This is a genomic window from Streptomyces sp. Ag109_G2-15 (assembly GCF_900215565.1).
GTDB lineage: Bacteria > Actinomycetota > Actinomycetes > Streptomycetales > Streptomycetaceae > Streptomyces > Streptomyces diastatochromogenes.
Genome location: NZ_OCNI01000001.1, coordinates 3,840,601 through 3,859,534 on the forward strand (window position 1 = coordinate 3,840,601; position 18,934 = coordinate 3,859,534).

Sequence of the window (18,934 nt, forward strand, 5' to 3'; positions counted from 1 at the left end):
CCTACATGGTTCCACAAGGTGCATCTTGTGGTCTATCGATGTCACCTCTTGAGGTGAACCTCAGCTCTTCCGGTGCCCTATCAACCGAGGCTTCTGCTCCAGCCCGTCCAGGCCGTGCCACGCCAGATTCACCAGGTGGGCCGCGACCTCCGCCTTCTTCGGGCGGCGTACGTCCAGCCACCACTGGCCGGTCAGGGCGACCATGCCGACCAGGGCCTGGGCGTACAGGGGGGCGAGCTTGGGGTCGAAGCCGCGGGACTTGAACTCGCGGCCCAGGATGTCCTCCACCTGGGTGGCGATGTCGGAGATGAGGGAGGCGAAGGAGCCCGTGGACTGGGGGATGGGGGAGTCGCGGACCAGGATCCGGAAGCCGTCCGTGTACTCCTCGATGTAGTCGAGGAGCGCGAAGGCCGCCTGCTCGCACAGCTCACGGGGGTGGCCGGCGGTCAGGGAGCCGGTGACCATGTCCAGCAGGCGCCGCATCTCGCGGTCCACCACCACCGCGTACAGCCCCTCCTTGCCGCCGAAGTGCTCGTACACCACCGGCTTGGACACCCCGGCCTTCGCCGCGATCTCCTCCACCGAGGTGCCCTCGAAGCCCTTCGCCGCGAAGAGGGTGCGACCGATCTCCAGCAGCTGCTGGCGGCGCTCCGCACCGGTCATACGGGTCCGGCGCGCTCGCCGCGGCTTGTCAGTGCTGGGGGTGCTGGAGTCGGTCGCCACGGCGTCAATCATGCCGCCTTCGCGGCTTCCTTCCGGCGCCGAGAGCCGCCTTCCTCGGTGTTACGGCGCGAATCGATACGCGAGCGTGACGGCCAGCGCACGTCGTACGCCCAGCCGAGCAACTCGAACCAGCGGATGATCCGCGCGGAGGAGTCGATCTGGCCGCGCATCACGCCGTGCCGCGCCGAGGTCGGGTCGGCGTGGTGCAGGTTGTGCCAGGACTCCCCGCAGGACAGCACCGCCAGCCACCACACGTTGCCCGAGCGGTCCCGCGACTTGAACGGCCGCTTGCCCACCGCGTGGCAGATCGAGTTGATCGACCACGTCACATGGTGCAGCAGCGCCACTCGCACGAGTGAGCCCCAGAAGAACGCGGTGAACGCGCCCCACCAGGACATCGTCACCAGACCACCGACCAGCGGCGGCACCAGCAGGGACACGGCCGTCCACAGGGCGAACTGACGGGAGACCGCCCGGATCGCCGGGTCCTTGATCAGATCCGGCGCGTACTTCTCCTGCGGGGTCTGCTCCTCGTCGAACATCCAGCCGATGTGCGCCCACCACAGGCCCTTCATCAGCGCGGGAACCGTCTCCCCGAACCGCCACGGCGAGTGCGGGTCGCCCTCGGCGTCGGAGAACTTGTGATGCTTGCGGTGATCGGCCACCCAGCGCACCAGCGGGCCCTCGACCGCCAGCGACCCCATGATCGCCAGCGCGATCCTGAGCGGCCGCCTGGCCTTGAACGAACCATGGGTGAAGTACCGGTGGAAACCGATCGTGATGCCGTGGCACCCCAGGTAGTACATGAACACCAGCAGGCCCAGATCGAGCCAGCTCACCCCCCAGCCCCAGGCCAGCGGCACGGCCGCCACCAGCGCCAGGAACGGCACGGTGATGAACAGGAGCAGCGTGATCTGCTCGATCGAACGCTTCTGCTCGCCGCCCAGCGTGGCGGAGGAAATGGGAGTGTCGTCGGCCGTACGGGATTCTTCGATCACATCGGAACGTGAGGTCATGCGTGTCCCCTGTGGGGTTCGAGGGTCGAGACAGGGCGCCGGACCGGCCGGACCGAACGGGACTCCAGCAATCCTTCCCTACGGTTCCGTAACCTACGGCGACGTAAGTATGGCAGCGTGTCGAGCCGCGGCAAGAGCCCGAGAACCTGCGCGTCCGCATGGACACCTATCCTTGGAGTCGGTCGGACAGCGCGGTCCGCTCTGATTCCTTCCCGGACGTTCCGACCCGTATGCGGCACCCGTCGCATGGTGGACGGTCTCCGGGTTCCCTCCCAGACGAGCTTCAACACTGCAAGGAGCCGCACCTGTGAGCAGTGCCGACGACCAGACCACCACGACCAGCAGCGAGCTGCGCGCCGACATCAGGCGACTGGGTGACCTCCTGGGCGAGACCCTCGTACGGCAGGAAGGCCCCGAACTCCTCGACCTCGTCGAGAAGGTCCGCCGCCTCACCCGCGAGGACGGCGAGGCCGCCGCCGAGCTGCTGCGGGGCACCGAACTGGACACCGCCGCCAAGCTGGTCCGCGCCTTCTCCACCTACTTCCACCTGGCCAACGTCACCGAGCAGGTGCACCGCGGCCGCGAGCTGCGCGAAAGGCGCGCCGCCGAGGGCGGCCTGCTCGCCCGCACCGCCGACCGCCTCAAGGACGCCGACCCCGAGCACCTGCGGCAGAGCGTCGAGCACCTCAACGTTCGTCCAGTGTTCACGGCACACCCCACCGAGGCCGCGCGCCGGTCGGTCCTCAACAAGCTCCGGCGCATCGCCGCACTCCTGGACACCCCTGTCCTCGACTCCGACCGCCGCCGCCACGACGTCCGCCTCGCCGAGAACATCGACCTGGTGTGGCAGACGGACGAACTGCGCGTCGTCCGGCCCGAGCCCGCCGACGAGGCCCGCAACGCCATCTACTACCTCGACGAACTGCACGCCGACGCGGTGGGCGACGTCCTGGAGGATCTGACGGCCGAACTGGAGCGCGTCGGCGTCAAGCTCCCCGACGACACCCGCCCCCTCACCTTCGGCACCTGGATCGGCGGCGACCGCGACGGCAACCCCAACGTCACCCCCCAGGTCACCTGGGACGTCCTCATCCTCCAGCACGAACACGGCATCAACGACGCCCTGGAGATGATCGACGAACTGCGCGGACTGCTCTCCAACTCCATCCGCTACGCCGGCGCCACCGAGGAACTCCTCCAGTCCCTCCACGCCGACCTGGAGCGGCTGCCCGAGATCAGCCCCCGCTACAAGCGCCTCAACGCAGAGGAGCCCTACCGGCTCAAGGCCACCTGCATCCGGCAGAAGCTGGAGAACACCAAGCAGCGCCTCGCCAAGGGCACCCCTCACCAGGACGGTCGCGACTACCTCGGCACCGGCGAACTGCTGAGCGACCTCAGGCTCATCCAGACCTCCCTGCGCGAGCACCGCGGCGCCCTCTTCGCCGACGGCCGCATGAGCCGCACCATCCGCACCCTGGCCGCCTTCGGTCTCCAGCTCGCCACCATGGACGTACGCGAACACGCCGACGCCCACCACCACGCCCTCGGCCAGCTCTTCGACCGTCTCGGCGAGGAGTCCTGGCGCTACACCGACATGCCCCGCGACTACCGGGCCAAGCTCCTCGCCAAGGAGCTGCGCTCCAGGAGGCCGCTGGCCCCGACCCCGGCCCCCGTCGACGCGGCCGGCGCCAAGACCCTCGGCGTCTTCGAGACCGTCAAGCGTGCCCTGGAGGTCTTCGGCCCCGAGGTCATCGAGTCCTACATCATCTCCATGTGCCAGGGCGCCGACGACGTCTTCGCCGCCGCCGTCCTCGCCCGTGAGGCCGGCCTCCTCGACCTGCACGCCGGCTGGGCCAAGATCGGCATCGTGCCGCTCCTGGAGACCACCGACGAGCTGCGCGCCGCCGACACCATCCTCGAGGACATGCTCTCCGACCCGTCCTACCGGCGCCTGGTCGCGCTGCGCGGCGACGTCCAGGAGGTCATGCTCGGCTACTCCGACTCCTCCAAGTTCGGCGGCATCACCACCAGCCAGTGGGAGATCCACCGGGCACAGCGCCGCCTGCGTGACGTGGCGCACCGGTACGGCGTCCGCCTCCGCCTCTTCCACGGCCGCGGCGGCACCGTCGGCCGCGGCGGCGGCCCCTCCCACGACGCCATCCTCGCCCAGCCCTGGGGCACCCTGGAGGGCGAGATCAAGGTCACCGAACAGGGCGAGGTCATCTCCGACAAGTACCTCATCCCGTCCCTGGCCCGGGAGAACCTCGAACTGACGGTCGCGGCCACCCTGCAGGCCTCCGCCCTGCACACCGCCCCCCGCCAGTCCGACGAGGCCCTCGCCCGCTGGGACGCGGCCATGGACGTGGTGTCGGACGCCGCCCACGCCGCCTACCGCAGGCTCGTGGAGGACCCCGACCTGCCCGCCTACTTCTTCGCCTCCACCCCCGTGGACCAGCTCGCCGACCTCCACCTCGGCTCCCGGCCGTCGCGCCGCCCCGACTCCGGCGCCGGACTCGACGGCCTGCGCGCCATCCCGTGGGTGTTCGGCTGGACCCAGTCCCGGCAGATCGTCCCCGGCTGGTTCGGCGTCGGCTCCGGCCTCAAGGCCCTGCGCGAGGCCGGCCTGGACACCGTCCTGGACGAGATGCACGAGCAGTGGCACTTCTTCCGCAACTTCATCTCCAACGTCGAGATGACCCTCGCCAAGACCGACCTGCGGATCGCCCAGCACTACGTGGACACCCTCGTCCCGGACGACCTCAAGCACGTCTTCGACACCATCAAGGCCGAACACGAGCTGACCGTCCGCGAGATGCTGCGCGTCACCGGCGAGAACGAACTCCTCGACGCCCAGCCCGCCCTCCGGCAGACCTTCACCATCCGCGACGCCTACCTGGACCCGATCTCCTACCTCCAGGTCACCCTGCTCAAGCGCCAGCGCGACGCCGCTGCCGCCGGAGCCGAACCCGACCCGCTGCTCGCCCGCGCCCTGCTCCTCACCGTCAACGGCGTGGCAGCGGGCCTGCGCAACACCGGCTGACGGCCACCGCACAACGCAGGTGCCCCCGAGGTCCGTACGACCTCGGGGGCACCGTGCGTTCAGCGGCCTCGGCCCTGGAGCCTCAGCCCTGCCGGGCCTTGCGGCGCCGGGCCACCAGATAGCCGCCCGCACCGACCAGCGCGGCCGCGGCGGCCGACAGCAGGCCCACCGGGGCACCGTTGCCGGTCTCGGCGAGGTCACCGCCCCCTGCCTGGGCGGACGGGGCGGAGGACGGGACGGAGGAGGCCGCCGAGGCAGGCGATCCGGACGCCGACGCGCTCGGGGCCGTACCGGACGACGCAGCGGACGAAGAGGCCGAAGCGGACGGCGACGCCGAGCCGGACGGCTTGCCCCCGCCTGCCTCGGAGCCCTTGCAGTCGGTCCAGAAGACCTTGTGCTTGGCCGACCCCTTCTCACCCACGAAGTTCCAGAACAGCTTGTAGTGCCCGTCGGGCAGCGACAGGTCCTCGGTACGGCCGTGACCGTCCGCGTCCAGGGTGAGGGCGCCCGACTTCACCGTGGCGCCCTTGGTGGCGGCCGTCGGCGCCCAGGCCTCGATGTGCCAGTCGACCTGCTGGACGCGGTCGAAGCCGAAGGCGTCCAGGTAGAACGTGCACACGTGCGGCTCGTTGCGGCGCAGTTCCTCGCCGGTCTTCGCGTCATGGATCTTGACGGTGCCGTTGTCACCGGGAGCGGTGGCGTGTGCGGCGGCGGGGGCGGCCAGAAGGGCCGCGGAGGCGAGGGCTGTCAGCACGCCGACGCGGGGGAGGGAGGGCATAGGGCAGTCCATCTTCGAGATGCGAACGGGAAGATGTGGAGGGGGCGGTTCAGCTTCCAGTCCCGCCAGGCAGCCGGTCAATCACGAACAGGCAACACACAGGCCCCCCACAGACGTGAAGAACGCCCCAACCCCTCAGAGAGTCACGAACCCTCAGAGCGTCGCGAAGAAAGCAGCCGTCAGCAGCGCGATCCCCGACCCCGCCAGCACCCACGCGGGACGGGCCAGCCGCAGACCACCCGCCACGACCACCGACGCCAGCAGCAGCGCACCACCCAGCGGAACCCAGGCGTACAGAATCCCCGCCGGCCCCGACCGCACCACCTCATCGGTCCCCGGCTTCACGACGACGTCGTACGTCAGCCCCTTGCGCACCGCGACCGACTTCGCGATCTCCACGCTCGAACGCGCCCTCGCCCCCTCGGACACCGGCGTGAACGGGCCCCGGCACGTGTCCCCCGTACAGCTCGTCACCCTGACCGTGCCGCGCTCGCGCCCCTTCGTCAGCATCACGTGCTGCGCGGTCCCCCAGGAACCCCACACCCCGGTGAACAGGATCAGCGCGGCGAGCGCACCCATCGTGGCGACCCGCCCGAACCGCAGCGCGGTCACGGAGGCCTGGCGAGCGGTGGCGGCTGAGGCAGGCATGGCCGGGATCATTGGCCATACCCCTACGACCGGTCAACTCAGGCGGGCAGCAAGGCCGGACAAGTCAGGAGTTGTACGCGCTCTGCGCCCGCTCCAGCCCCTCGGTCACCAGGCACTCCACCGAGTCCGCCGCACGGTCCACGAAGTAGTCCAGCTCCTTGCGCTCCGCCGAGGAGAAATCCTTCAGCACGAAGTCCGCGACCTGCATCCGCCCCGGCGGCCGCCCGATCCCGAACCGCACCCGGTGGTAGTCCGCCCCCATCGCCTTCGTCATCGACTTCAGACCGTTGTGCCCGTTGTCGCCACCGCCCAGCTTCAGCCGCAGCGTGCCGTAGTCGATGTCCAGCTCGTCATGGATCGCGACGATGTTCGCCACCGGCACCTTGTAGAAGTCCCGCAGCGCGTTCACCGGACCACCGGACAGGTTCATGAACGACATCGGCTTGGCCAGGATCACCCGCCGGTTCGCCGGCCCCACCGGACCGATCCGCCCCTCCACCACCTGCCCCTGCGCCTTGCCCGCCCGCTTGAACTTCCCCCCGATCCGCTCCGCGAGCAGATCCACCACCATGAACCCGACGTTGTGCCGGTTCATGGCGTACTCCGGCCCGGGATTACCCAGCCCGACGACGAGCCAGGGGGCGTTGGCGGGGGTGGTCACGACGTCCATGTCTCCTTGATACGCGCCAGCCGCTGCTCCCCGCGAGGGAAGCAGCGGCTGGAACAGCTACTGCTGTGGGCAGCTGTACCGCTACCGCTGTGGGCAGTCGTTCCGCAGCGCGGAACAGGTGGGCACAACCTGCAGCACCGGGTGCCCTGAAAACGGCTCCCAGCCCTGCTACGGCCAAACCGCCGGTCAGGCCTCCGCGGCCTCTTCGCCCTCGGCCTCGCCCTCCACGGCCTCCTCGGCCTGCGCCTGCAGGACCTGCAGAACGACCGCGTCCTCGTCCACGGCCAGGGTCACACCGGAAGGCAGCTTGATGTCCTTGGCGAGGACGGAGGCACCGGCCTCCAGGCCCTCGACGGAGACGGTGAGCGCCTCGGGGATGTGGGTGGCCTCGGCCTCGACCGGCAGCGCGTTCAGGACGTGCTCCAGCAGGTTGCCACCGGCAGCCAGCTCGCCCTCGGCGTGCACCGGGATCTCGACCGTGACCTTCTCGCCACGCTTGACCAGCAGCAGGTCGACGTGCTCGAGGAAGCCCTTGATCGGGTCACGCTGCACGGACTTCGGGATCGCCAGCTCGTTGGTCTTGCCGTCGATGTCCAGGGAGATCAGGACGTTCGGCGTACGCAGCGCCAGCAGCAGCTCGTGGCCCGGCAGGGTCAGGTGCAGCGGGTCCGAACCGTGGCCGTACAGCACACCGGGAACCTTGCTGTCACGACGGATACGACGGGCCGCACCCTTGCCGAACTCGGTACGGGTCTCGGCGGCGAGCTTCACCTCGGACATATTGATCACTCCTCGTAGGAATCGCGAACGGACTGGGTCACCCGGCCACGAACGGCCTGCTACGAAGAGCGCGTCGATAACGGACCACCGATACCTGTACCAACAGGCACGGCCTCCCTCGCCGAGCAACTGCAGCAGTCTACTCGGGGAGGGAGGCCGCACCCAAAAGGATCTTCAGCTAGCCCGCGAACGAGCTGCGCCGAGGGCCGTGCAGAAACCTCACTGCTCGTCGAAGAGGCTCGTCACCGAACCATCCTCGAACACCTCACGCACCGCACTCGCGATCGTCGGAGCGATCGACAGCACCGTGATCTTGTCCAGATCCCGGCCCAGCTCCGCCGGCGTCGGCAGCGTGTTCGTGAACACGAACTCACTCACCCGCGAGTTCTTCAGCCGGTCCGCAGCCGGACCCGACAGCACACCGTGCGTCGCCGTCACGATGACATCCTCCGCACCGTGCGCGAACAGCGCGTCCGCAGCCGCACAGATCGTGCCACCGGTGTCGATCATGTCGTCCACCAGCACACACACCCGGCCCTTGACCTCACCCACGACCTCGTGGACGGTCACCTGGTTCGCCACGTCCTTGTCACGCCGCTTGTGCACGATGGCCAGCGGCGCACCGAGCCGGTCACACCAACGGTCCGCGACCCGCACCCGACCCGCGTCCGGAGAAACCACCGTCAGCTTGTCCCGGTCCACCTTCTCGCCCACGTAGTCCGCCAGCAGCGGCAGCGCGAACAGGTGATCCACCGGACCGTCGAAGAAGCCCTGGATCTGGTCCGTGTGCAGGTCCACCGTCAGAATCCGGTCGGCACCCGCCGTCTTCATCAGATCCGCGATCAGACGCGCCGAGATCGGTTCACGACCCCGGTGCTTCTTGTCCTGCCGCGCGTAACCGTAGAACGGCACAATCACCGTGATGGACCGCGCCGACGCACGCTTCAGCGCGTCGATCATGATCAGCTGCTCCATGATCCACTGGTTGATCGGAGCCGTGTGGCTCTGGATCACGAAGCAGTCCGCACCACGAGCCGACTCCTGGTAGCGGACATAGATCTCGCCGTTCGCGAAGTCGAAGGCCTTCGTCGGGACAACCCCGACACCCAGCTGCTGGGCGACCTCCTCGGCAAGCTCGGGGTGGGCGCGGCCGGAGAAGAACATCATCTTCTTCTCGCCGGTCGTCTTGATCCCGGTCACAGCACTGTCTCCTCAGAGGTGTCTCAGCCAGCCGGCTGCTCAGACGACCTCTCGGCTGGGCGTGAGAGGCCGTATCAGCTGGTAGGGGTGCGGGTGTGCACTCGTGCGGATGTGCACTTATCACGGTACGCCGTGTTTGGCGCACCTGTTTCCGGTCAGTCCTCGCCCTCGCCCTTGCGGACCGCCGCCTCGGCCGCCTTCGCGGCCGCACTCCCAGGACGCTTCCGAGCCACCCAACCCGCGATATTCCGCTGCTGACCACGGGCCACGGCCAGCGAACCGGGCGGCACATCCTTCGTGATCACGGACCCGGCAGCGGTGTAAGCACCGTCCCCGACCGTGACAGGAGCCACAAACATGTTGTCCGAACCCGTCTTGCAATGCGACCCGACCGTCGTGTGGTGCTTGTTCTCACCGTCGTAGTTCACGAACACACTCGCGGCACCGATGTTCGTGAAATCACCGATCGTCGCATCACCGACGTACGACAGATGCGGAACCTTCGTCCCCTCACCGATCGACGCGTTCTTCGTCTCCACATACGTACCGATCTTGGCCTCGACCCCGAGACGAGTACCCGGCCGCAGATACGCGTACGGCCCCACCGACGCCTGCGCACCGATCCGCGCACCGTCCGACACCGTGTTGTCCACCCGCGCCCCCGCACCCACCCGGGTGTCCTTCAGCCGGCTGTTCGGCCCGACCTCCGCGCCCTCACCGATGTGCGTCGAGCCGATGAGCTGCGTGTTCGGGTGCACGAGGGCGTCCTGCTCGAACGTGACAGTCACGTCCACCCAGGTCGTCACCGGATCGACGATGGTCACACCGTCGAGCATCGCCCGCGTCACCAACCGGTCGTTGAGAATCCGACGAGCCTCGGCGAGCTGCACCCGGTTGTTGATCCCGGCGATCTCCCGGTGATCGGCGGCGACCGACGCCCCGACCCGATGCCCGGCCTCCCGCAGAATCCCGAGCACGTCCGTCAGGTACTCCTCACCCTGAGAGTTGTCCGTCCGCACCTTCTTCAGCGCGTCCGCCAGCAACTGCCCGTCGAACGCGAACACCCCACTGTTGATCTCCCGGATCGCCCGCTGGGTCTCGGAGGCGTCCTTGTGCTCCACGATCGCCGTAACGGCACCCGACGCGTCCTCGCGCACGATACGGCCGTAGCCGGTCGCGTCCGGGACCTCGGCCGTCAGCACGGTCACGGCGTTGCCGTCCGCGTGGTGCGTGGCGGCGAGCTGCTGCAGGGTGTCGGCGGTGAGGAGGGGGGTGTCCCCGCACACGACCACGACGGTCCCGTCCACGGCCCCGCCCAGCTCCTCCAGCGCCATCCGTACGGCATGGCCCGTGCCGTTCTGCTGCGCCTGCACCGCCGTACGGACACCGGGGTCGATCTCGGTCAGGTGCGCGGAGACCTGCTCACGGGCGTGGCCCACGACGACCACCAGGTGCGCGGGGTCCAACTCGCGGGCGGCGGCCAGCACATGACCGACCAGGGAACGGCCGCAGATCTGGTGCAGGACCTTCGGTGTGGCCGACTTCATACGGGTGCCCTCACCCGCTGCGAGAACGACGACGGCTGCCGGGCGAATGGCGCTCACGGGGTTGCCCTTCGGCTCTGGATGGGTGTGGGTGACAGCCGCAGGATACCGGGGTGAGGTTGGGGGGATATGAGAGTGGGCCCTGACGGTGTAGTTACCGGTCAGGACCCGAACTGAGCATGTGCTCCCCTGCCAGGACTCGAACCTGGAACAAATCATCCAAAGTGACCCGTGTTGCCAATTACACCACAGGGGATGGCGTATACGGCCTAAACGGACATTTGATCAATCCGTTGAGGCTGCGGCACCTACTATGCCGTACCACCAGCCTTCGATGCGACGGTACAAGTCGGCACCCTTCAGGACTTTGATCACCAGACACCCTCGATAGGTTTCGCCGACGTTCTTGCGGACCGTCTTGGGGAACGGGTGACGTTCAGTAGTTCGAGGGATACCGGCGGGTTTCGATGTCTTTCGATTACGGAGTGTGGTCCGCTCCGGTAGGCGAAAGTCACCGGAAATGCCGTGGCTCGCGCCCGTAGGCTGGAGGCATGACCGCGACGGGGGAAGAGCATGCCAGGGCCCTGACCGGCCCATGGTGGTGGACCAGGCGGCGTAGTGCGGTGCTCGACGGGAGTCTCGCGCTGGTGTCCGCCGTGGAGTGCGGCGCGGAGGGGATTCCGTTCGCCCGGGATGCGGGGATCCCGGTGTCCGCGGGGATCGTGTTCGGTCTGATCGCCGGTTCGGTCCTGTTGGTGCGCAGGAAGTGGCCGATCGCCGTCGTGCTGGTCGCGATCGCGATCACGCCGGCCCAGATGGGTTTCCTGATGGGCATCGTCGGCCTGTACACGCTGGCGGCGTGTGAGTTGCCGCGCCGGATCATCGTGGCGTTGGCGGGGATGTCCTTGCTGGGAACGATGATCGTGACGTTCGTGCGGGTGCGGCAGGACATGGCCCGGGGGGATCTGACCCTGGGGGACTGGTTCGTTCCGTTCGCGTCGATCACGACGTCGTTGGGGCTGACGGCTCCGCCGGTGTTGCTCGGGTTGTACGTGGGGGCGCGGCGCCGGTTGATGGAGAGCTTGCGGGAGCGGGCGGACAGTCTGGAGCGGGAGCTTCAGTTGCTCGCGGAGCGGGCGGAGGAGCGGGCCGAGTGGGCGCGTAACGAGGAGCGGACGCGGATCGCTCGGGAGATGCATGACGTGGTTGCCCATCGGGTGAGCCTGATGGTGGTGCATGCGGCGGCGTTGCAGGCGGTTGCGCGTAAGGATCCCGAGAAGGCGGTGCGGAATGCGGCGCTGGTGGGGGACATGGGGCGGCAGGCGTTGACCGAGTTGCGGGAGATGCTCGGGGTGCTGCGGGCCGGTGACGGTGTGGGGCGGCGTGCGGCGTCGGTGCCGTTGGCCGCGGTGGGGGTGGCGGTTGCGGAGGCGGCGTCGAAGGCGGTCGCCGAGGAGGCGGCTGTGGACGGGCCGTGTCTGTCTGAGTTGGAGGAGTTGGTCGGGCAGTCGGCGGCGGCCGGGATGGTGGTGGATCTGTCGGTCGAGGGGGAGGTGCGGGTGTATGCGGCGGAGGTCGAGCAGACGGCGTACCGGGTGGTGCAGGAGGCGTTGACGAACGTCCACAAGCATGCGGCGGGTGCGAAGACGTATGTGCGGCTGGCGCATCGGGGGGCGGAGATCGCGATGCAGGTGGAGAACGAGCCGCCGGAGCCGGGGTCGGCGTCGGCTGCGGGGTTGCCGTCGGGTGGCAATGGTCTGCTGGGGATGCGGGAGCGGGTCGTCGCGCTGGGTGGTGTGTTTGTTTCGGGGCCGACGGATGCGGGGGGTTTCCGGGTGTCGGCGGTGATTCCGGCGGTGTAGACCGGCGCGGCTCTCTGGCGGCTGGGTCAGGCGACGGTGAGGCGTGCGGGTTGGGTGCCGGCGACGAGGGCGGCCAGGGCGTGGTCGATGTCGGGGCCGACGTACCAGTCGCCGGTGTGGTCGAGGGTGTAGACGCGGCCTTCGGCGTCGATGGCGAGGAGGGCCGCGGTGTCGGTTTCCTCGCCGAGGGGGCTGACCTCGGTGCCGAGGGCGCGGCCGAGGTCGCCGAGGGTGCGGGCGAGGTGGAGGCCGTGCAGGGGGTCGAGGTGGAGGGTGGCGGGGGCGACCTGGCGGCCGGGGCCGGTGGGTTTGATGTGGAGTCCGCCGAATTCGGCCCAGGCTTCGACGGCGGCGGGGAAGACGGTGTGCCGGTGTCCGGCGGGTGAGGTGTGTTCGCGCAGGGCGTCGGCCCAGATCTCTGCCTGCTTTATGTCCCAGCGTCCGGGTTGCCAGCCGGCGGTGCGCAGGGCGGCGTCGACGGGTACGGGGAAGCGCGTGCTGGAGGTGCGGTCGGGGTGCATCGGCCCTTCGATCGTCGTGCGTGCGGGGTGGTTCTGGAGGACGTCTGGGGTCAGTCGTCGGTTGCGGTGGGATCGACGATGCGGACGCCGAAGTGGGCGCTGAGGGCGGTGCAGGCGCGGCAGGGGGCGGCGAAGCTGCCGTGCAGGGGGTCGCCGTCCTCGCGTATGCGGCGGGCGGTGAGTTTGGCCTGTTTGAGGGCTCTGCGGGCTTCGCTGTTGGTCATGGGTTTGCGGGCGGCGCGTTTGCTGCGGGTGGCGTCGGCGGCGGCGATGTGCCGGGAGATGAGGATGGTTTCGGCGCAGCGGCCGGTGAAGCGGTCGCGTTGGGTGCTGGTGAGGGTGTCGAGGAAGTCCTGGACGAGGGGGTGCAGGGGCGGGGGCTGGTCGCCGCGGGCGGCGGTGCCGGTGAGGGTGGAGCCGCGTACGGAGAGGGCGGCGGCGACGGTGGGGAGGATGCCGTCGCGGCGGTGGAGGAGGGTGGGCGTGGGGGGTGTGTCGGTGCCGCTCCAGCCGATGCGGGGGTCGCCTGCCCGCACCTCGTTACCTCCGGTCTGCAAGGTATTCATGATCGTCGTCCCCTCCCCGGGCATCCCCCCGAAGGACACAGAGTGCCAAATGCCGTGGCTGGTGCGGAAGCTGGGGCGGTGCGACACGCCCGGGTTTGGGCGGGCTGTCACGGTGAGGTGACGGCTGGTCACGAAAGCGGAGGCGGGAAGTGCGGGGGTGGGGTGGTGGGCCGGTGACCGGGGTTCGTGTACCGCATAGGCTGTCGCCATCCGCGATCGACACCGCCGTTCAGGCCAGAGAGAACGCCGCAGGGGGCAACCGCCATGACGACAGGTCGGCTCGGGCAGCAAGCCGCGCCGCCGAACGCGGCCTACGCCGGGCAGGTCGTGCACTTCCCGGATCCGGTCCGGGCGGCACGTCACCCGAGAGGGGTACGGATCGACGAGCGCGGTTACCCGGATTTCTCGCCGTACGCGCGCGCGGCGGCGGAGATCGCCGATCCGCCGGAGGGTTTCGGCGTCGACGAGTTGCGGCTGACGGACTATGTGTCGGCGAACGCGGCGCTCGCGGCGTCGGGGCACGAGTTGTGGGACACGGTGCCTGCGGTGGCGACGCCGCACGGCTGGACGTGGCATCACGTGGTGGGTTCGCGGCGGCTGGAGTTGGTTCCGGTCGAGGTGAAGGCGTTGCTGCGGCATCACGGTGGGGTGGCGACGGCTCGGGTGGACCAGGGCAAGCGGGGCACGCGGCCGTTGCAGGAGACGCGTCCGGCGCACTTCGGGCTGCCGAAGTCGGGTGTGGCGGTGTCGGAGTCGCAGGTTCAGGGTGTGGAGGAGGACCTGGGCTACCGGTTGCCGGGTGCCTACCGTTCGTTCCTGAAGGCGGCGGGTGGTGCGGCGCCGGTGGGTGCGGCGCTCGATGCCGAGCTGGGGCTGTTGCTGGATCAGCCGTTCTTCACGGTGCGGGACGAGGCGGCGGTCAATGACCTGGTGTACGTCAACAAGTGCCTGCGTGACCATCTGACGAAGGATTACCTGGGCGTCGGTTTTGTGCAGGGTGGTCTGCTCGCGGTGAAGGTGAAGGGCGAGCGGGTCGGTTCGGTGTGGTTCTGTGCGTACGACGATGCGCGGGATGTGGATCCGTCGTGGTCGCCGGCTGAGCGGGTGGAGCGGTTGTTGCTGCCGTGCGGTGACGATTTCGACGTCTTCCTGTCGCGGTTGGCTGGGAATCCGCCGGAGTTGGAGACGGTGGCGAACCTGATGGTGGACGGCGGTTTCGCGCGTGCCGTTCCGGTCTCTGCGGCGGGGGAGTGAGCTTCGCGATGGTGACGTTCGCGCAGGCGCAGGAGCGCGCCGAGGAGTGGATCAACGGGGATGTGCCCGCGTACCAGCATCGTGAGGTGCGGGTGCGGGAGTTCGAGCTGGGCTTCGTGGTGTGGGGCGAGGACCGTGCGGAGGGTCCGCGTTCGGACGCGGGCGCGCAGCGGCTGGTGATCGCCCGGGACAGCGGTGAGGCCACGTTGTGGCCGGCGTTGCCGGTGGGTGAGGTGATCCGCCGGTACGAGGAGGAGTACGGCCGTGCCGAGGTCGAGGACGCGGTGCCGGCGCCGGCTGCTGCTCGGGTGGACTTGAATCAGACGTCGTTCCTGCTGAGTCCGCCGGAGTGGTTGCAGGAGGCGGCGGACAAGCTGGGGATTCCGGATCGGCGGGCGGGCTCGGGGGAGGACGCGGGCGCTGCGGCCGCTTCTGTGGGTGGGGGTTCCGCCGGGGGCGGGGCGCTTGCCGAGACGCAGGCCGGGGTGCCTGCGGCTGCTGACGCGCGGCCTGGAACCGATGGTGCGGGTACGGCCGGTGGGTCCGGGAGCGGTGCGTCGTGGCCGGCTGCCGGGGCGGCGGGCGGTGCCGATGCCGGTGCGCCGGGTGTGGGAGCGCCGGGTGTGCCGGGTGCCCCGCAGGTGCCTGACGGGGCTACGCCGTGGGCCGGTACGGACACCAACGCGGATGCCGGTGAGGACCGTTCGGTGCCGTTGCCCGCGACGGTGTTCGCGCCGCCGTTGAGTGACGCGGACGTCGAGGCGCCGCGGCCGCCGGTGGTGGCGCCGGACGCGAAGACGGCTCTGATGTCGGGTGGCAGCCAGCTGCCGCCGACGGCGGTCGCGCCGGCGCTCGACGCGTCGGACGCGCCGGGAGCGCAGAACTTCCCGCCGGGAGCGCAGGGCGGTGCGCCGGGCGCGCCGCAGGGCAGCATGCCTACGCCGCCTCCGGGTGCGCCGTCGTACGGCTATCCGCAGGCGCCGGGCGCGGCCCAGCCGGGTGCGCCCGCCTACTCTCCGGCGCCTGGTGCGCCGCCTGCGCCCCCTGCGGGGCCTGGTGCGCCGGGTGCTCCGCAGGGCAGCACGCCTCCGCCGCCTCCGGGTGCGCCGTCGTACGGCTATCCGCAGGCGCCGGGCGCGGCCCAGCCGGGCGCGCCTGCCTACTCTCCGGCGCCTGGTGCGCCGGGTGCTCCGCAGGGCAGCACGCCTCCGCCGCCGCCTCCGGGCGCCCAGCAGTACGGCTACCCGCAGGGCCCGGGCGCGCCGGGCGCCCCCGGTGGTCCGCAGGGTGTTCCCGGGTACGGCTATCCGCAGGCGCCGGGTGCCGCCCCGAACGGGCCGCAGCCGCCGGCGGGCCCTGGCGCCCAGGGGCGTCCGCTCGCGCCGAATGCCGGGGACATCGCGGACGCCGCGACGAGCAAGGCCGCACCGCCGCCGCGCAAGGGGCGCGCAGGCCTGGGCACGCCGCCTCCTCCGCCGGGCGCTCCTGGTGCTCCGGGCGCACGCCCGGTGGGTACGCCTCCGCCGCCCGCGCCGGGTGCACCGGGTGCGCCTGCGGGTGGGTATGTGCCGACACAGCTCGTGTCGGCGCTCGGGCCCGAGGGGCCTGAGGGCCAGGGTGTTCCGGGGGTTCCCGGTGGGCCGGTGGGCATGGATGCCGCGCAGGCGCCGGGCGCTGCCCCGAACGCGCCGGGCGCCCCCAACCCGCCAGGTGCGCCGGGCGCTCCCGGTGGCACGCCTCCGGGCAACGTGCACCACGCGGCCACGATGCTGGCCGACCCGAACCAGAGGGGAGGGGGCGCACCGCAGCCTCCGGGCACCCCGGGCACCCCGGGCATTCAGGGCGCGCAGGGTGCTCCCGGCGCCCCGGGCATGCCTCCCGCTCCCGGCGCCCCCTACCCCGCAGGAGCCCCCGGCGCACCCCAGCCCCCTGGCGCCCCTGGCATGCCTCCCGCCCCTGCCGCACCCCACCCCGCAGGAACCCCTGGCGCACCCCAGCCCCCTGGCGCCCCTGGCATGCCCGGCGCCCCGGGCATGCCCGCCGCGCCTGGCGTCCCCGGTGCTCCCGGCGGTGCTCGCGGCGCCGTGCACCACGCGGAGACCGTGCTGGCCGCGCCTCCCGTGGGCGGCCCGGGCGCGCCCCCGCCGCCGCCCGCCCCGGGCATGCCCGGCGCGCCGGGCGCCCCCGGTATGCCGCCCGCCGGCCCAGGCGCCCCCCAGCCGATGGCGCCCGGTGTCCCCGGCGCCCCGCAGCCGATGTCTCCGGGTGCGATGCCGCCGCCGGGCGGGCCTGTCCCGGGGCAGCCTCCGGCGTACGGCTATCCGCAGCAGCCCACCGGGCAGCCGACGGTGGGCCCCGGCTACCAGGCCGTGCTGCGCTACCGCGCGCAGGACGGTTCGGAGCAGCAGCTGATCCGGCGTTCGGCGCCGGGTACGCCGCACCCGGAGTGGCAGATCTTCCACGAGCTGCGGGCGATGAACGTGCCGGCGGACCAGGTGCTGGAGCTGCACACGGAGCTGGAGTCGTGCGAGCTGCCGGGTGCGTACTGCGCGCGGATGATCCGGGAGCAGTGGCCGCAGGCGCGGATCACGAGCATCGCGCCGTACGGCACGGATCACGCGAGCCGGCAGCAGGGCATGCAGCAGTTGCTGGCGCACCAGGGCGAGTTGCACCAGGTGGCGGACGGTCCCGCGCGGCCGGCGCCGGTGCGGGCGCCGCTGCCGCCGGTGCAGGCCGTGCCGCCGATCCCGCCGGAGGGGATCGCGCAGGAGCTGGCGGCGGCGTTCGGGCCGGGGGTCTTCCGGTTCGAGCAGCAGGCGGTGTCGCGGCAGGGTGTGCCGCCGATCGTGGCGCACACGCTGGTGGTGGCCGGGCTGCCGGTGGACATGGCCCCGTTCTTCTGGGCGCAGGCCCAGCCGGGCCGTCCGGTGCCGACGCTGGCGGAGCTGGCGGCCGAGCGTGGGGTGCAGCCGGCTTCGGACGCGGGGTCGTACCTCGTGATGGGCACGGACTTCGGCCGGGCGATCTGTGTGCAGTACGGGACGGCGAACATCGTCGCGGTGCCGGTGGAGGCGGGCCCGGGCGGTGCGCCGGTGCCGCCGCAGTTCGTGAACAGCGGGCTGCCGGAGTTCGCGCGCTGCCTGGCGCTGCTGGGCCGGATGTGGCGGCTCAGGTTCGGGCTGAACCAGGAGCAGGCGGGCCGCTGGACCGTCGACTTCCAGGCCCAGCTGGCCTCTCTGGACCCGGCGGCGCTCGGTTCGCCGGAGAGCTGGTGGTCGGTGCTGCTGGAGCAGATGTGGGACGGGCTGCTGTAGGCCGCGCTGTCCCCGCTCCCGGAGCCCGATCGCATCATGCCCTTCACGCGCGCGTGAAGGGCATGATGGGCGGGTGGACTTGGAGCCGTTCCGGGGTGAGCTGGTGGCGTACTGCTACCGCATGCTGGGCTCGTTCCACGAGGCCGAGGATCTGACGCAGGAGACGATGCTGCGGGCCTGGAAGGCCCGGGACCGGTACGACCCCGCGCGCGCGTCCGTGCGGACGTGGCTGTACCGGATCGCGACCAACGCCTGTCTGAGCGCCCTCGCGGGCCGGGCCCGCCGCCCGCTGCCGTCGGGGCTCGGGGCGCCGAGCGAGGATCCGGGTGCGCCGCTCACGCCGGCGCTCGACATCCCCTGGCTGGAGCCGTTTCCCGAGGCGCGGTTCGACGTGGAGGCGCGCGCGGATCTCAGGCTCGCGCTGGTGGCCGCGTTGCAGCTGCTGCGGCCTCGGCAGCGGGCCGTCCTGGTGCTGCGTGAGGTGCTGGAGTTCTCCGCCGCCGAGGTCGCCGGCCAGCTGGGGACGTCCGTTGCCGCCGTCAACAGCGCACTGCAACGGGCGCGCGCCACCCTCGCGCACACGGGCGGGGCGGGCGAGGTCAGCGAGCCGGACGACCCGGAGGTGCGGGCGGTGGTGCAGCGGTATGTGCGCGCCTTCGAGGCCGCCGACGTGCCGGCGCTCGTCCGGCTGCTCACCGAGGACGCGGTCCTGGAGATGCCGCCGGTGCCGCTGTGGTACCGGGGCGGGCGGGACTACGGCCGGTTCATGGAGCGGCTGTTCGCGCTGCGCGGCACGGGCTGGCGCGTGCGGCGGGTGGCGGCCAACGGACAACCGGCGCTCGCGGCGTACGCGCCGGCGCCCGAGGGCGGCCACGCGCTGCACACCGTGCAGGTCCTGACGGTCACCGGCGGCCGGGTCGCGCGCAACGTGGTGTTCGCCGACCCGCGCGTGTTGGCGGCGTTCGCGCCGCCCGCCCCGCGGCTCCCTTCGGAGGAGTTCTCTTCGGGGCGATGAGTT

15 protein-coding genes and 1 tRNA gene are annotated in these 18,934 nt (G+C 70.9%); 5 read left to right on the forward strand and 11 right to left on the reverse strand.

The genetic code is table 11. From position 1 onward, the window contains the following. Positions 1–60: 60 nt before the first annotated feature. Entirely contained in the window at positions 61–735 is a 675-nt protein-coding gene (locus CRP49_RS17270) for a TetR/AcrR family transcriptional regulator (protein ID WP_094222674.1), read from the reverse strand. Beyond that, positions 732–1,739, reverse strand: a complete 1,008-nt coding sequence (locus CRP49_RS17275) for a fatty acid desaturase (RefSeq protein ID WP_097254173.1) — start codon at positions 1,737–1,739, stop codon at positions 732–734. The genes CRP49_RS17270 and CRP49_RS17275 overlap by 4 nt, the downstream gene beginning before the upstream one ends. Before the next feature lie 307 nt (positions 1,740–2,046). On the opposite strand from CRP49_RS17275, the gene ppc reads away from it, so the two are divergent. Further along, positions 2,047–4,779 (forward strand): phosphoenolpyruvate carboxylase, encoded by a 2,733-nt coding sequence (gene ppc / locus CRP49_RS17280; protein ID WP_097254174.1) that lies wholly within the window; start codon positions 2,047–2,049, stop codon positions 4,777–4,779. Positions 4,780–4,861: 82 nt separating this feature from the next. On the opposite strand, the gene CRP49_RS17285 is transcribed toward ppc, so the two are convergent. The 7 genes from CRP49_RS17285 to CRP49_RS17315 all read right to left on the reverse strand — a co-directional run bounded on the left by CRP49_RS17285 (position 4,862) and on the right by CRP49_RS17315 (position 10,655). Further along, on the reverse strand, positions 4,862–5,557 hold the full coding sequence (locus CRP49_RS17285) for an LPXTG cell wall anchor domain-containing protein (RefSeq protein ID WP_097254175.1): 696 nt from the start codon (positions 5,555–5,557) through the stop codon (positions 4,862–4,864). A gap of 153 nt (positions 5,558–5,710) precedes the next feature. Beyond that, on the reverse strand, positions 5,711–6,217 hold the full coding sequence (locus tag CRP49_RS17290) for a hypothetical protein (RefSeq protein WP_097254176.1): 507 nt from the start codon (positions 6,215–6,217) through the stop codon (positions 5,711–5,713). Between the two features lie 52 nt (positions 6,218–6,269). Further along, a complete protein-coding gene (pth, locus tag CRP49_RS17295; protein ID WP_097254177.1) occupies positions 6,270–6,875 on the reverse strand; it encodes an aminoacyl-tRNA hydrolase in 606 nt (201 codons plus the stop codon). 186 nt (positions 6,876–7,061) lie between these two features. Then, positions 7,062–7,655, reverse strand: a complete 594-nt coding sequence (locus CRP49_RS17300) for a 50S ribosomal protein L25/general stress protein Ctc (RefSeq protein ID WP_097254178.1) — start codon at positions 7,653–7,655, stop codon at positions 7,062–7,064. 219 nt (positions 7,656–7,874) lie between these two features. Next, a complete protein-coding gene (locus CRP49_RS17305; RefSeq protein ID WP_097254179.1) occupies positions 7,875–8,855 on the reverse strand; it encodes a ribose-phosphate diphosphokinase in 981 nt (326 codons plus the stop codon). 155 nt (positions 8,856–9,010) lie between these two features. Next, positions 9,011–10,459 carry a bifunctional UDP-N-acetylglucosamine diphosphorylase/glucosamine-1-phosphate N-acetyltransferase GlmU gene (gene glmU, locus CRP49_RS17310; protein WP_097254180.1) on the reverse strand — a complete coding sequence of 483 codons (1,449 nt, stop codon included), beginning with the start codon at positions 10,457–10,459 and terminating at the stop codon, positions 9,011–9,013. A 124-nt stretch (positions 10,460–10,583) separates the two neighbouring features. Continuing rightward, positions 10,584–10,655: transfer RNA gene (locus CRP49_RS17315), tRNA-Gln, on the reverse strand. A gap of 295 nt (positions 10,656–10,950) precedes the next feature. Between CRP49_RS17315 and CRP49_RS17320 the strand changes: the two genes are divergently transcribed. After that, positions 10,951–12,261: a sensor histidine kinase gene (locus CRP49_RS17320; RefSeq protein WP_097254181.1), complete on the forward strand. Its 1,311-nt coding sequence runs from the start codon at positions 10,951–10,953 to the stop codon at positions 12,259–12,261. A 26-nt stretch (positions 12,262–12,287) separates the two neighbouring features. On the opposite strand, the gene CRP49_RS17325 is transcribed toward CRP49_RS17320, so the two are convergent. Both CRP49_RS17325 and CRP49_RS17330 read right to left on the reverse strand, forming a co-directional pair. Next, the gene (locus tag CRP49_RS17325; RefSeq protein WP_097254182.1) at positions 12,288–12,782 is read right to left on the reverse strand and encodes an SUKH-3 domain-containing protein; all 495 of its coding nucleotides are present in this window, start codon (positions 12,780–12,782) and stop codon (positions 12,288–12,290) included. Positions 12,783–12,832: 50 nt separating this feature from the next. Beyond that, the gene (locus tag CRP49_RS17330) at positions 12,833–13,348 is read right to left on the reverse strand and encodes a YwqJ-related putative deaminase (protein WP_179851654.1); all 516 of its coding nucleotides are present in this window, start codon (positions 13,346–13,348) and stop codon (positions 12,833–12,835) included. Between the two features lie 264 nt (positions 13,349–13,612). On the opposite strand from CRP49_RS17330, the gene CRP49_RS17335 reads away from it, so the two are divergent. From CRP49_RS17335 to CRP49_RS17345, 3 genes are read left to right on the forward strand one after another with little or no spacing between them, the layout of a single operon-like run. After that, entirely contained in the window at positions 13,613–14,602 is a 990-nt protein-coding gene (locus tag CRP49_RS17335; protein ID WP_097254184.1) for an SMI1/KNR4 family protein, read from the forward strand. An 8-nt stretch (positions 14,603–14,610) separates the two neighbouring features. After that, the gene (locus CRP49_RS17340; RefSeq protein WP_097254185.1) at positions 14,611–17,916 is read left to right on the forward strand and encodes an SUKH-4 family immunity protein; all 3,306 of its coding nucleotides are present in this window, start codon (positions 14,611–14,613) and stop codon (positions 17,914–17,916) included. 28 nt (positions 17,917–17,944) lie between these two features. Beyond that, positions 17,945–18,931: an RNA polymerase subunit sigma-70 gene (locus tag CRP49_RS17345; protein WP_097254186.1), complete on the forward strand. Its 987-nt coding sequence runs from the start codon at positions 17,945–17,947 to the stop codon at positions 18,929–18,931. Positions 18,932–18,934: the final 3 nt, after the last annotated feature.